This is a genomic window from Streptomyces aurantiacus, from assembly GCF_001418335.1.
Taxonomy (GTDB): Bacteria; Actinomycetota; Actinomycetes; order Streptomycetales; family Streptomycetaceae; genus Streptomyces; species Streptomyces aurantiacus.
In genome coordinates, this window is the sequence record NZ_LIPP01000332.1 from 1 (window position 1) to 12,515 (window position 12,515).

General features: G+C 67.7%; 11 protein-coding genes, 1 tRNA gene and 2 pseudogenes. 4 read left to right on the plus strand and 10 right to left on the minus strand.

The genetic code is table 11. The features are described 5' to 3' along the window. The first annotated feature begins 172 nt into the window (after window positions 1–172). Window positions 173–243, plus strand: a tRNA-Gly gene (locus AOK01_RS33775). A 357-nt stretch (window positions 244–600) separates the two neighbouring features. Here AOK01_RS33775 and AOK01_RS33780 read toward each other — a convergent pair. The 3 genes from AOK01_RS33780 to AOK01_RS43840 form a co-directional block, all read right to left on the minus strand. Further along, on the minus strand, window positions 601–924 hold the full coding sequence (locus AOK01_RS33780) for a hypothetical protein (RefSeq protein ID WP_055518436.1): 324 nt from the start codon (window positions 922–924) through the stop codon (window positions 601–603). Next, window positions 921–2,138: a Shedu anti-phage system protein SduA domain-containing protein gene (locus AOK01_RS33785; protein WP_055518441.1), complete on the minus strand. Its 1,218-nt coding sequence runs from the start codon at window positions 2,136–2,138 to the stop codon at window positions 921–923. The genes AOK01_RS33780 and AOK01_RS33785 overlap by 4 nt, the downstream gene beginning before the upstream one ends. A 757-nt stretch (window positions 2,139–2,895) precedes the next feature. Further along, window positions 2,896–3,036, minus strand: coding sequence for a hypothetical protein (locus AOK01_RS43840; RefSeq protein ID WP_157871599.1), 141 nt, complete (start codon window positions 3,034–3,036; stop codon window positions 2,896–2,898). A 24-nt stretch (window positions 3,037–3,060) separates the two neighbouring features. Between AOK01_RS43840 and AOK01_RS33790 the strand changes: the two genes are divergently transcribed. Then, window positions 3,061–4,032, plus strand: a complete 972-nt coding sequence (locus AOK01_RS33790; RefSeq protein ID WP_055518443.1) for a hypothetical protein — start codon at window positions 3,061–3,063, stop codon at window positions 4,030–4,032. 564 nt (window positions 4,033–4,596) lie between these two features. On the opposite strand, the gene AOK01_RS33795 is transcribed toward AOK01_RS33790, so the two are convergent. The 4 genes and pseudogenes from AOK01_RS33795 to AOK01_RS33810 all read right to left on the minus strand — a co-directional run bounded on the left by AOK01_RS33795 (window position 4,597) and on the right by AOK01_RS33810 (window position 6,885). Beyond that, window positions 4,597–4,995: a type II toxin-antitoxin system VapC family toxin gene (locus AOK01_RS33795; protein WP_055518445.1), complete on the minus strand. Its 399-nt coding sequence runs from the start codon at window positions 4,993–4,995 to the stop codon at window positions 4,597–4,599. Further along, window positions 4,992–5,273, minus strand: a complete 282-nt coding sequence (locus AOK01_RS33800; RefSeq protein WP_055518447.1) for a hypothetical protein — start codon at window positions 5,271–5,273, stop codon at window positions 4,992–4,994. The genes AOK01_RS33795 and AOK01_RS33800 overlap by 4 nt, the downstream gene beginning before the upstream one ends. A 192-nt stretch (window positions 5,274–5,465) precedes the next feature. Beyond that, window positions 5,466–5,815 (minus strand): annotated as a pseudogene (locus AOK01_RS43845) (transposase); the annotation flags it as partial. 146 nt (window positions 5,816–5,961) lie between these two features. Then, window positions 5,962–6,885: an alpha/beta hydrolase gene (locus AOK01_RS33810; RefSeq protein ID WP_055518448.1), complete on the minus strand. Its 924-nt coding sequence runs from the start codon at window positions 6,883–6,885 to the stop codon at window positions 5,962–5,964. 67 nt (window positions 6,886–6,952) lie between these two features. Between AOK01_RS33810 and AOK01_RS33815 the strand changes: the two genes are divergently transcribed. Both AOK01_RS33815 and AOK01_RS45690 read left to right on the plus strand, forming a co-directional pair. After that, window positions 6,953–7,429, plus strand: a complete 477-nt coding sequence (locus AOK01_RS33815) for a MarR family winged helix-turn-helix transcriptional regulator (protein ID WP_055518450.1) — start codon at window positions 6,953–6,955, stop codon at window positions 7,427–7,429. A 111-nt stretch (window positions 7,430–7,540) separates the two neighbouring features. Then, a pseudogene (locus tag AOK01_RS45690) lies at window positions 7,541–7,746 on the plus strand (hypothetical protein). Between the two features lie 409 nt (window positions 7,747–8,155). Here the strand turns inward: AOK01_RS45690 and AOK01_RS33820 are convergent. The 3 genes from AOK01_RS33820 to AOK01_RS33830 all read right to left on the minus strand — a co-directional run. Further along, entirely contained in the window at window positions 8,156–8,848 is a 693-nt protein-coding gene (locus AOK01_RS33820) for a hypothetical protein (protein ID WP_245702534.1), read from the minus strand. 111 nt (window positions 8,849–8,959) lie between these two features. Further along, complete coding sequence (locus AOK01_RS33825) at window positions 8,960–10,708, minus strand: serine/threonine protein kinase (RefSeq protein WP_055518452.1); 1,749 nt, start codon at window positions 10,706–10,708, stop codon at window positions 8,960–8,962. 487 nt (window positions 10,709–11,195) lie between these two features. After that, on the minus strand, window positions 11,196–12,515 hold a 1,320-nt coding region (locus AOK01_RS33830; protein ID WP_055518454.1), incomplete at its 5' end, for a DUF3558 family protein.

Consider the following 12,515-nt stretch of genomic DNA (forward strand, 5'->3'; position numbering starts at 1 on the left):
GCCCAGCACCTCCACCGTACGCCCCAACTCCCGCACCCCGCAGCCGGGTCCACCCCCCGAAACGCCCTCGACCACCAAGGCTTCAGCGCCGGGGCCCTGGCATGAGGTATGGTGAATCCGCGTTTCCGACACGGGTGCGAACGGTACAAACGGCACGTATCCGGCGTCTTACGCGGGTGTAGTTTAGTGGTAGAACATCAGCTTCCCAAGCTGAGAGTGCGAGTTCGATTCTCGTCACCCGCTCTTCTTGAAGCCCCAGGTCAGCGGCCTGGGGCTTGCTTATTGATGAGCCGTCGCTGCGTTTCGCGGGCCTCCCGCCGTCTACAATTGGGCACACGGAGGGCACGAGTTCCTTGAGGCGGCAAGCCGCCACCCTCAGCCCGCCGTTCCCAGACAACACCGGACACCCGCCCCACACCGCACCTCGTCGTGGGCGGATGCGAATCTCTTTACGCGCGGACGACGACCACCCTGGCCGCGGGCGACCAAGCCACGGACGACGGGGCGGAGGAGATCATGGGCAGAGCAGGGCTCATGCGCAAAGGCCTGGCCGCCTCCCCTGAGCCAGGCCCGTCCGTTGAGGCCTCAGCAGGTGCGTGGTCAGGTCCGTCCCTGCCGTAGGTGGCGGGAAGCGGCGAGGCAGGAGGACAGCCATGTCGCCTCCTCGCGGTTGATGATCAGGTCCGCAACGGTGATCATCCCGTCCATCGGACCGTCGAGCCGAATCGAGTGGTCATCGACGAGGAACATCTTCCAGTCCGCGTCGCTGTGCCAGAGCCGAGCGGTTTTCTCGCCCCGACACTGGGCGAACACGAGTTCCTCTCCGTACTCGTTCATGAAGTATCCGACGTAGTCCTTGTCGGTGATCTCACCGCCGCACAAGCGGGCCAGGAGCGGTTCGATCGCGGAGGGTGTGTCGCTCATGCGGCGGACTCCTCGTCCGGGTCGAGGTCTGCGTCCTGCCGTGCCGATGACAGAGCCAGCATGCGGGAGGCTGAATCCAGCAGGGTCTCGTATGTGATCACTTCTATGCGCGCCTGGTGTGTGTTGTAGGTTCGCAGCGTCTCCGCGATCTCCTGGGAGGTGACGTCCCCGGTCACGTACCGCGGGTGTCCGATCACGACCGTCGCCGACGCCCGGCGGGTGTCGACTCCGTGCTCGGCCAGGATGCTCGGGCGGTTCTCGTCCATGGCCCGGAGGTAGTTCTGCGCCTGGGAGACCGCACGGTGCGCCGGGGCACCCAACATGAGGTGGCCGGAGCGTCGTATGACCAGGTCCTTGATGTTGGCGCGCTTGAGCTCCACCACGTGCAGGGAGCCGTCGCCGCGCAGGAGCGGGACGTCGAGGATGGCATCCGGGGTGTATTGCCGGCGTGCCAGCTCGGCCACGTAGGCCCCGCCGAAGATCCATTCCTGGTTCTTCAAACAGCCATGAAGGGCACTCTCGGAGCTGTCCGGGTCTTCCACCGCGGTACGCAGGGCCGCCAGGCCGGCCTGCCTGGCCCGCAGTTCGAGCAACTGGGCCAGCATGCCGGCGTCGACATCGGCCAGGACGTCGCCCATCATCCGGGCGGCCTCGGCGGAGGCGGGCCGGGGCAGGTTGCGGAGGACCATCTCCATGTGTCCGTATCCCTGGAGTTGCCTCGCCTCCTTGGTGGAGAGCCGGATCCCACCCTCGCCGTCCCCGAGGCCCAGGTAGTCGACGGACTGGGCTATGCCGCGAAAGAGGTCACGGGCGTCGGCGGCGCTTGCGCCGGGCTTGTCGCGGCACAGGACGTCAAGGGTGGCGACCGCCCTGTCCGCACCCAGTGCGGCCATCCTGCGCATGTGTTTCTCGCTGCGCTGTCGGGCTTCGTCGTCGTAGTAGTTTTCGAGGATGTCAAGGAACAGTTCGCCTCCGGCATAGGCGGCGAAGCGTTGAAAGCGCTGGGCGAAGGCGAAGTCGCCTTGGCGGATGGCCTCTTGGGCCACATCCTCCAAGGCGTTCACCAGCGGCCTGCCCTTGCCGTACGCCCCACCGAGGCCGCCCATGATGTGCAGCACCGCGTCGACGCGCTCCCGGACGCGCGCATCCTCATTCAGTTCCCGTGCCGTCTGTACCAGTTGCCAGAGTGTGAAGCCGGATCGAAATGTCGTCACGCGGGCACACTAGGGCCGACCACTGACAATCACGCGGCAGCAGTCTCTGTGCACGCGCGAAGGCGTTCCCCGACTGGACGTCCGACCTAGGGGGCTTCTGCTCGACGAACAGGTCCGCATCGTCCGGCGGATCCCCGAACCCGAACTCACGCCTTCCCAGGAGACCTTGCACGGTAGGGTCCCGGCCAGCCCATGAGAGCCACGTCCGCACGGTTGGGACTCACACATCCGCGCACAGAGCATCACCGCTCCGTCCTGACCGCCGTACGAACAGCGCTTTCCCTCGATGTCTTCCAAGAGAAGGTTGCTGATGGCCTCGGAGAGTCCCGACTGCATAGTCGTCACACTGGTCGAGATTCAGGGAGGTCCGACCAAATGGGCGCGGGTCGAGCAGCACTTCCGTGAGGTGGTGTGGTCCCATCGGACCCCGTCGCCGAAGGAACGGCGAGCGGCCCGGCGAGCTTTCCGCTCCGATCCGGCGAACTCCCGCTTCCTCTGGGTCGACGTGCCTGTCACTGGTTCACCCTGGCGTGCGGACCGAGAGGCCTCCTGGCAGCTGGCTGCCGTGCGCCGGGCGACGCAGGTCATCGTCTACGACCGTATGCTCCGGCGCGAGGAATCCGACCGGACGATACAGCCCGAGTGGCAGACGCATTCGACGGAGGCCCGGGCATGGGCCACCGTGCCGCCGCACGCACCCAGTTGGTCGAGACCTGCCTGGTGGCTGCGCGGGGCCCTCTACCGCTCGGCGGTGCGGTCAGGACTGTTCGATGTAGGGCTGAGGATCCATGGCGGCCGGTCCGCCGCTGTCCTTGATCTGGTTCGCGGGACGACCGCGCGCGACGATGTCGCTCTGCGGCCGCTCGACGGCCGCGGGCGCCCAGGCACTGTGCAGCACGGAGAAGACGCTCTCAACCGGGGCTTGGTCTTCATCCTGGGACCGCTGTTCGCCACGGTCTTCTTCCTCGTACTGGCCCGGGACGCGGCTCCGGTGGGAGTGGCGATCTGCTGGTCGCTGGCCCTCTCCTGCGCAGGTGTCGCCGGATGGACAGCGCTCGCGCTGCCCCTGGGGCGCACTCGTCTGCGGTCCGCGATATTCGTTCTCGCGATGACCGCACTGGCCCTGTTCTTCGCCCTGGGCATACCGGGAGTCAAGGCCGGAGTCACGTCGGCGCAGGCTGTGGCGATGACCGGTGTCGTCTACTACTCGGCCGGTCTGGTGCTGCTCGGTCGCCGGTGGACGTGGCAGGTGCTGATCGCCGGGGTCCTACCGTTGGTCGCCACACTGGCAGTGGCGGCGCTCCCCCTCACCAGCCGGTTCCTGCACGACATCTATGCGGACGAACTCTCCTTGACTCCCGCGGAGACGGGCGTCAGTGGCATCTGGCGACTGGTCGCCGCCGTGAAGCTCCTCTGGCCGTCCCTCGGAGCCATCCTGTTCATCGCGGCCGGCTGGGGCATCATGCGTTACTTCCACTTCATCCGCCCTCGCAGCATCACCGCCGGAACGATGGCAGCCTTCGGTGTCGTCGTGGCCCTCGTCATGACCGCCGCAACAACCCTGCACTCACCGGAGGCAGCCGCCGACAGACTGAAGCAGGCGGCCGTCCGGGGAACCGACCCTCCTCCGTACTTCGGCATCAGCCCGGAATGGACGTGCGTCGTTCCCACCGTGCCGCCCGACGAACTGACCGAGAAGGGCGGGACCTTGAGGGCGGGCGATCCGTATGTCTCCTTCGGCGTTGCCGGGGGCCAGGTCGTGCTGTGGAACCCCGCAGCCGCAAAACCACTTCGTGTCGCCGCCGACCAGGTGCGGCTCACCCCGCGGCCGAGTGGGTCGCAAGCCCAAAGCCACTCGCGTCCGAGCAGAGCGAATACTTGCAAGAGAAGTTAGGCAAGGCTCCGTACCCATTCACACCACTTCTGCAACGGCGGCATCCCCCTGGAACACACCGGCACCGCGAACGACGGCGTCGGCAAGAGCCAGAGCGGCGGCCAACTCGGCATCCCGGATCCGGTCCGGGTGGATGCGGGCCTTCCCGGGGTCGGGCTCGTAGTACGCACGCTGCTCCTCGTGGCCGAGTTCAGGAAGGGTGACGACACGCCCTTCGCGGTGTCGGACCGGCTGGTGCGGAAGGTCCCGACGTGCAGCGTGGGCGGGACAGGCACCTTCGTCGCGCACAAGTGACCCGCGGGCGGAACTGCGGGCACCTCCTGCGGCTCCGCCATGTCCGGCAACACCATCACGCCCTGCCTCCGATATTCGTCTCGTCCGACCCGCAAGCCCGGGGGCTTCGGACGTCCGTCCGGGTGGAGCCGTCGCGTCCGCCCTCGCCACGTTCACCTCGGTCCACGGCTGGCTGTTCTCCACGAAGGGTCTGCTTCACGTCGGCAATTGAGGCGCACCACTTCATGGCAAGCGCCCACAGCGAGCGCCGACTCTGCAAGGCGCCTCGGCTCAGACCTTCTCCGCAGTCAGGCGTGAATGCTCGGCAGTGAGCAGCCCGATGTCTTCCACGTCCGAAGTCAGGATCGTCACCCGGCCGGGATGCTGCAGGGCGGTCGCACACAACATGGCGTCGATGGCGTACTTGTGGCCGTGTAGCCCCGCTGCACGCAGCAAAACGGCAGCGGATTGCGCAACGGTTTGGGTCACCGGCTCGACACTCAGGCGGGACAGGGTCCACTTCAGTGCGGCGTCGTTGATCTTCGGGTGGATCACCTCGACCAGCACGGCGGCTGAGGTGATCACTGGCAGGTCCGCGTCGCGAGCCGCCGTCAGCCACTCATGGATTTCCCGATCACGCTGTACGGCCTTTGCCAGGCCCTCGCTGTCCAGGACCAGGGCACCGCTCACGCGGCCGTCCCAGCGTTCGAGGCGCCTCCGGCCAGCCGGGCGCGCTTAACCGCCACGGCCTCAGGGTCGGCCGGGCCGTGCACCTTGTCGAAGTCCGCGATCAGCTCATCCAGGTTGTCGCGCTCGATTTGTCGGTGGGCCGCCTTCTCCAGATAGGCCGAGACGCCTCGCTTGCCGACCCGCTCACGGATCGCATGCAGAGTTCCGGCGGTCAGAGTGACGGAGATGCCACTAGTGGGACCATCGCCGGGCGGGAAGTCAACGTCGTCATCAGTCACACGCCGAGTATGCCATTGAATATGGCATAGCGTGGGGCGAGTGCACGGGATTTCGACTGGATGACAGAGGGATCAGACACCGGCAGCTGGTGGGGCGCTATGCAGCTGCAACGCCACTCACCATCCGGTCTCTGCACAGGTCGGGCCCAAGCAGAGTTGCCCCCGCCGGCGCCAGCCTCACCTTGTGCGAGTGATGACGTTCTGGCTCAGATGCATCCCGGCAGCATCATGGTGGGCACGCGCGGTGGTGGAGTCGACGCTGACCAGCGACAGGTCCGCCTCACCCCGCTTCGCGGCCTCTGCGATCAGTCCGTCCAGCAGGGCTTCGAAGACACCTGCGTCACGCCGCTGCCGGAAGCGGTTGTGGACGGTCGACCAGGCGCCGAACTCGGCTGGCATCTCCCGCCACTGCCCGCCCGTCTTGAACCGCCAGATCACGCCCTCGAACTGCTGTCGCAGCCGCTCGGGGGACGGGCCATACTCGCCGATCGGTACGGATCGACGAACTCCCAGTCGCTGTCCGTCAGTTGCACTCGCGTCACGCGTGCGCCACCGTCCGCGGAGAACGCACTCCCCGGGGTCTTGAACGGCCCTCGGAGCGAGGTGGGGCCGCCGGCCGCCGGGAAGAGGAACGGCGAGCCAGGGCCCGGGGTACGGACCGTGGTCCGCAGGAGACCGTCCGCGAGCTTCAGCCTGCCGACGTGCGTGCCGTGTCCCTGGTGCGGATGCGCTGGCTGAGAAAGAGAGCGGCGCGGTCCAGTGCCTCGTCGGCTTCGTCCAGGACGCCGGCGAACGCCTGGAAGACATGTGGAACGTCAGCGGTGATGTCCAGGATGACGTCCACTCCGGCCTCCCTCGCGCGCGTGGCCATGCGTGTGGAATCGTCCAGGAGTATTTCGTTGGTGCCTACCTGCAGAAGCATCGGAGGGAAGCCGGTCAGGTCGGCGAGGGTGGCGGGGCTGAGCATGGGCTGGTGGGGATCCTGCTCCGCGCGATACATGGCACCGGTGCGTTCCAGGCCCTCACGCGTGAAGAACGGGTCGATGCCCGCCTTGGTGTCCATGCTCTCGCCTGTCCGGGTCCCGTCGAGCCCGGGGGAGAACGCCACGATCGCGGCGGGCATGGGCAGGCCCGCGTCGCGGGCGGCGAGGCAGGTGGTGACGGTGAGGCCGCCACCCGCGGAGTCGCCGGCGAACGCGGTCACCGAAGGGTCGTGACCGCTGTCGAGAAGTGCGCGGTAGGCGCTCAGCCCGTCCTCGACCGCGGCCGGGAACGGGTGCTCAGGGGCGAGCCGGTAATCCAGCGAGAACGCCCTGAACCCTGTTTTGCTCACCAGGTTCCCCGTCAGTGACATCGCCGTCTCCGGTGAACCGACCACGTAGGAGCCGCCGTGGAAGTAGAGGATCGTCCCGGCCTTCGGAGTACCGGCCGGCTCGACGAGCACCGCGGGCCGGTCGCCGAGCGTCGTGATGCGTGTGCGGATCCCGGCCGGGACGATCATTTCCCCCATCATCGCCCTGAATCCGGTGCGAAGCTCCTCCACCGACGCAGGGGCCTCCGAGTGAGGCCGCCGGACCATCGCGTCGAGCTCCGCGCGCTGTTGCCTGCTCATTGTCGCCTCCATCGCAAATGCATGCCAAAGAACTATATGCTCAGGCATATAGGCTAGAATATATGCCATGGCATCTAAGTCAAGCCGTGGCCCGATCGACTTCCCGGGCTTCTTCGCCGATCTCGTCCGCTGCGAGACACGCCTCTACAACGCGCTGAACAACCGCCTTCGTGAGCGGCACGGGATCGTCACCTCGCAGTTCGAGTCCCTGCGCTTCCTGCGCGACCACCCCGGGTCCCGGGTGGCGGACCTCGCCACCGAGTTCGCCATCGGGATCGGCGCGAGCAGCAAGGTCATCGACCGCCTGGAGAAGCAGGCATGGGTCGTACGGCGGACCAACCCATCGGATCGCCGCTCATCGCTGCTGGACCTGACCACCTCAGGCCTGCACCTCGCCGATGCGGCGGAGGCAACCTTCACCAGCACACTGGCCGAGCTGACCACAGACGTCCTCGGCGGCCCCTCAGGACCGGCCGCCGTACAGATCCTCTCGGAGCTGCGCTCCGTGCTCGAACACGACCAGATCGGCCTGCCCACAGGCTGACCGGCATGCGAATCCGGTGCGACTTCCCGTTGACTGCGTGATCGGCGTTTGTTATGAGGGTGAATCCCGCGGATTGATCACGGCAGGAACGATGCCGGGAACCGGAGGACTGTGAGTAGGAGACGCTACGTAGCCCGGGGTGTGCCAGGTGGATACCAGATCCGGGACAACCGAGGACGTCAATGGTGGGAGGACGTCGATGGTGGGGGGATCTCTACGAGTTGTGTCCTGACGATCTCGTGGCCCAGCTGAATGGTCAGGCGGATCCTGCACGGATCACTGCGCTGATGAAGCGCTACAGCGCGCAGAAACGGTAGGTACGACCGAAGCGGGGATGACGCATGCGCGCACCACAAGCGCACCAGACTGGGCGGGGAACAACGGGGAATCGCGGTGAAAGCAGCCAGGCGCGACGGGACGAACCCCCAACCGTTCACACAGACCAGCGACCTTCCCGACCACAAAGAGCCGCAGCTTCCCAAGCTGAGAGGCGAGTTCGATTCTCGTCACCCGCTCCGGATTGAAACCCCAGGCCAATGGCCTGGGGTTTACTTGTCGTCTAGTCCAATTTGGGCGTGGCGCGCCCTCTATGTGCCCTAGGCCGTCTCTGATGGCTCTTGCCCGGCTGCCGGGCCGACTCGTCGGTGCCACGTGAACGGCCACGCGAACCGCCTCGTGTGGCGCCGACCCCTCAGCAGGCGCGCCAACGTCGGCCCGTCAGCGGGTTCACGAGCCGTCAGAAGCGCTCTGGGCGGACGCAGGCACGAAGACCGTCTGCGAAGTCGCCGACTGGAAGTTGCCGTCAGCGTCGAAGACGGCCCGGTAGTAGGCGGCACCGCTCTCGTCGAGGTCCGCGGCGAAATCGTTGCCGCTGCCGCCCCAGGAAGCCTCGACCGTGGTGAGCGTCGACCAGTTCACGCCGTCGGGCGAGGACTGGATGTGGACGTTGATCCGGGCGGGCATCCATCCGTCGGGGAAGTCGATCAGCCCCTCGGCGTGGACCTGCCCCGTGTCGGAGCGGGCGGCCGTGAAGGCCGTGAACTTCGACGCCCGGTGCACGTGGACGACGTCGCTCGTACCGGTGCCGGCCTGGAGGAACGGGTCGTCCGAGGTGTCCAGGGCGAACTGGAAGTAGCCTCCCTGCCACGGCGTGTAGTCCATCGTGAAGGTGCCGTCGTCAGCGGTGGTGAAGCCACCCACGAGATCGGTCTGCGCGTCGTCGGGGCCGAACAGGACGCCCCCGGAGTGCCCGGCCAGCGGCACCCAGCCGTCCGCTGTCTTCTGTTCGACCTTGACACTCACCGTGACCGGCTGACCGAAGTCGATGTCGGTCGAACTCACCGTGGACCTGAACCGGGTGGGAATCTGGTCGACACCGATCTGTACCGGCTCGGACAGCAACGGGGGATCAGGGTGCAAGCGGCCACGGTCGATGAGGCCTCGCCGCTGTCGAGTTACGGCGCGCCGGCCGACAGAAGGTCACCTGACGCGTCGGGGTGGCGGCCCGGTGCAGGTGGCACGGCAGTAGCCTCATCGCCTCGTCCAGGTCTGGTTGTCCCAGTTGTTGCATTCCCAAAGGACCACCACCGTTCCGCTCGACCCCCCGAAAATGGTGACGCATTTCCGTGACTGATCAGCCAGCAGTTGTCCGCCGGAGAGATGGAATTTCTGGCTGGCGTCGCCGCTGCACTTGGTCAGTTGGATCTCGGTCCGGTCAGCGGTCGCCCCTCCGGCCACGGTCATGCATTTCCCCGATGAGCGGATGTTCCCGTCCGATCGAATGAGCCATTGCTGCGCCGCCGAGTCGTCGCACGCGGCCTGGATCAGCTGTATCCCCTCGGTCCCGTCGCCACGGCTCAGGCACTTCCCCGAGCCGGCGACCACCAGGGCCTCACCGGTCGGGGCGACCGATGAGCCTGATCCGCTCTTCGTGGACGGGCTCTCGTCTCCGGGTTCCGTGGCGGAATCCTCTTGTCCGGCCTTGGGCGTCGGCTTCTTCGATGGGGCGTCCGCACTCGGCGACGGGGCGCCGGAACTCGTAGAGCTCGTCGGTGAGGAGACGGAAGAGGAGGTCGGCGCGTCAGCGTACTGCGACGTCGTGGCGCTGCTGGTGTTCTTCTCCGTCGTCGTCGTGTGGACGAGCAACGCGATCGTTACCAGTGTCGCCATGGCGACCGCTGCGGCAAGCACGACCAGCTTCTTCGCATGTGAATGGCCCGTTCGGCCCGTTCGGCCAGAGCGCCGCCGCGCGCGTGGGTCGGTCGTGGCCGGCTTCGGGCGTTCCGCTGCCAGGTCGGCAGCGGGTGTCTCGCGTGGTCCGTGCCCCGAGTTCGGCTCCAGTTCTGGCGCCGGTTCCAGTTCCGCATTCGCTTCCAGAACTGGTGCCGGTTCCGGCAGTGGACTCGGGGCCGTACGGGCCGTGGGCGGAGTCGTGGAGTGGCCCACTCTGTGTATGAGTCGCGGGTCGGCGGCCGCTGTCCGCAAGAGCCTCTCGGCGTCCTCGGCGGATATTCGGTCGGCCGGGTTGCCGGCGAGCAGAGCCTGGATCAAGGGGGTCAGCGCCCCGGCGCCGCGTACCTCCGGAGCCGGTGCCATGGCAATGGCGTACATCGTCTGCGCCACCGTGTCACGGAGGAACGGTGAGCGGCCCTCTACCGCCTGGAAAAGCGTTGCGCCCAGCGCCCACAGGTCGGCCTCCGGGCCCGGTGCGCCGCCGACCAGACGCTCGGGGGCCATGAAGTCGACCGACCCCACCAGCTGGCCGGTGCGGGTGAGAGCCGAGGTCTCGACGGCCTGGGCGATGCCGAAGTCGGTGAGGACCACCCGGCCGTCCTCGGCGAGCAGTACATTCGCCGGCTTCACGTCCCGGTGCAGGATTCCCGCCCCGTGCGCCGCCCGCAACGCGGCGATCACGCCACGGCCGATCCTGACGACCTCATCGAGCGGGACCGGGCCGTGTGCCCTGACCAGGTCATCGAGAGTGGTGGAAGGCACGTACTCCATGACGATGATGGGCAGGCCCTCGTCGTCCACGACATCGTGGACGACCACGACATTGGGGTGGCTGATCCGGGCGGCGCTGCGAGCCTCGCGGCGGGTGCGCTCGAAGAGGGTGGCGAGGTCGTCGGCGTCGAGATGCGGCTGGGGATGGAGCTTCTTGACGGCGACCTGGCGGGCGAGGAAATCGTCGTGGGCGCGCCACACAGTGGCCATGCCGCCTCGGCCGATCCGGTCGAGGATGCGGTACCGGCCGGCGATCAGCTGTCCTTCGTCGGACACGGTGGGTTCCTTTCCGCTGCTTGAGGGACCGAGGTACCGATCCGGCCAGCGGCGCCACGGAGCCCCTCTGACCGGCCACACACCTGACATCCCGTCGCTCACGGCTGGTTGAGGAACGCCCTGTCAGTGTGGGAAGCCTACGAGGAGAGCGGCGAGTCCCCGGAGGCCGGGTGGATGCCGAGAGCGCGGAGCACGCCTGAAGCGGTGCACAGTCCGGCGCCGGGACCGGCGTCATCGGTCCGGGGTCGGGCCCGGAAGCGGCCCCTGTCCAAGGCGCGCAGGGCCCGAGTGCCACGCGCAGGGCGACTCCAGGACTGTTGGTCGGTGTGGTCACCAGTGGGTACCGTCACCACGCCGATTCAAGCAGCCCGCTGTGCCCGCCTCCTCCCTGCTTGGTGGGGTCGGACGTCGGCATTCGTCGCTACAGCTCTCCGCATTCGCTCCCGGCTCGGTCACGTGACGTCGCGTCGCGTCACGTTGCGTTGCGTCACGTCCTCGGTAGGTGCTTCGTGATGTTTCGTACGACGTCTGCTGCGAACTGTGTTGCCGTGGCGCACAGTTGCTTCGTCGGCTGTGGGGCGTACACCGTCAGTTGGAAGAGTTCCGTGGTGCGGTCGCCGGTCGAGTCCGTGTAGGTGCGGTGCGGAGTTCGTACGGTGCAGCTGTCGTCCTCCGCCTCGTCCGCGATGAAGTAGCTCTTCTTGCCGGCGACGTTCACCGGTGTTCCGTCGTCGGCGTCCAGGGTGTTGTCCCGGCTGATCTGGATCTCCACCGCGCGGTTGCCGTCGTCGCTCGACCAGTCGCAGTCCCAGGAGCCGAAGCCGCGGTCCCGGTTGTCCGCCTCGACGCCGGGCAGCCGCTTGAGCTCGGTGGCGGTGAGGAGCGTGCAGGTGTCGAGCCGGGCCAGTGAGTTCGGCGCCGGTGACGGTGAACGCCGGGGCACCGGGCTGTCGGCCAGCACGCCGACCACGTGATCGGTGGCGGCGTCGGCCATCTGGCACGGGTCGGGCGCCCCCTTGCCGAGCTGCTTGCCCATGACGCGGATCTGCTTGCCGTCGGGGGTCAGAACGGCCCGGTCGCAGGCTTCCCCGTCACGCTTGAGTGTCACGACCGTGATGCCGCCGACCAGCCGGGTGGACCGGATGTCGTCGAACTCGTCCCGGTCCGCGTCGAGGTTGACCTCGACGTCCGCGATGTCGTCACCGCTGTTGTTGCGCACCAGGACGTCGCAGCGGTCGACCTCCCCGTAGTCGGGGTCCAGCGCTGTGCCGCCGAAGCGGCTCAGCGAGGCCGCGTCGAGCAGCCCGCACGGGTCCGCCGTGCGCTCGTCGCCGATGGCGCCCGCCTGCGCCGCGGCCGACTGTTTCGCGTCGGCCACGTCGGTCACACCGGTACGGTCGCTCTTGTCGTCCTCGTCCTTCGAAGTCCACGGGCCGAACAGGACCAGCCCGGCCGTGATCGCGCCCGTCGCCGCCAGCGCCGCCGCCGTGATCGCCAGAGGGCGACGGCGTCGGCGTACGGGACGTGGCGGCTGGAGCATGAAGGGCGTGAAGTCGCCCGCGCCGCGCAGGAGTCGCGGCAGCCGGAGCGTACGGGACGTGAGGTCCCGCGTACGGCCGTCGTGCAACTGCTCCTGTACGTGCGGGGGCGGGGGTGCGGCGCGCGTCAGCAGCTTCCGCGCCCTGGCGGCGCCGGGCCGGTTCCCCGGCTCCACCTCCAGCAGAGCGGTGAGCGGCCCCTCCAGCGGGCCGGCCCGGTGCGTGGGCTCGATGTGTCCCTCGACGGCCCGGGCCAGATACGCCATGAA

What these genes read in the sequence shown, in the direction of transcription:
- AOK01_RS33780 (WP_055518436.1), bottom strand. Translation starts at nt 924, where the DNA reads ATGAGCGACACACCCTCCGCGATCGAACCGCTCCTGGCCCGCTTGTGC.
- AOK01_RS33810 (WP_055518448.1), bottom strand. Translation starts at nt 6,885, where the DNA reads ATGAGCAGGCAACAGCGCGCGGAGCTCGACGCGATGGTCCGGCGGCCT.
- AOK01_RS33815 (WP_055518450.1), top strand. Translation starts at nt 6,953, where the DNA reads ATGGCATCTAAGTCAAGCCGTGGCCCGATCGACTTCCCGGGCTTCTTC.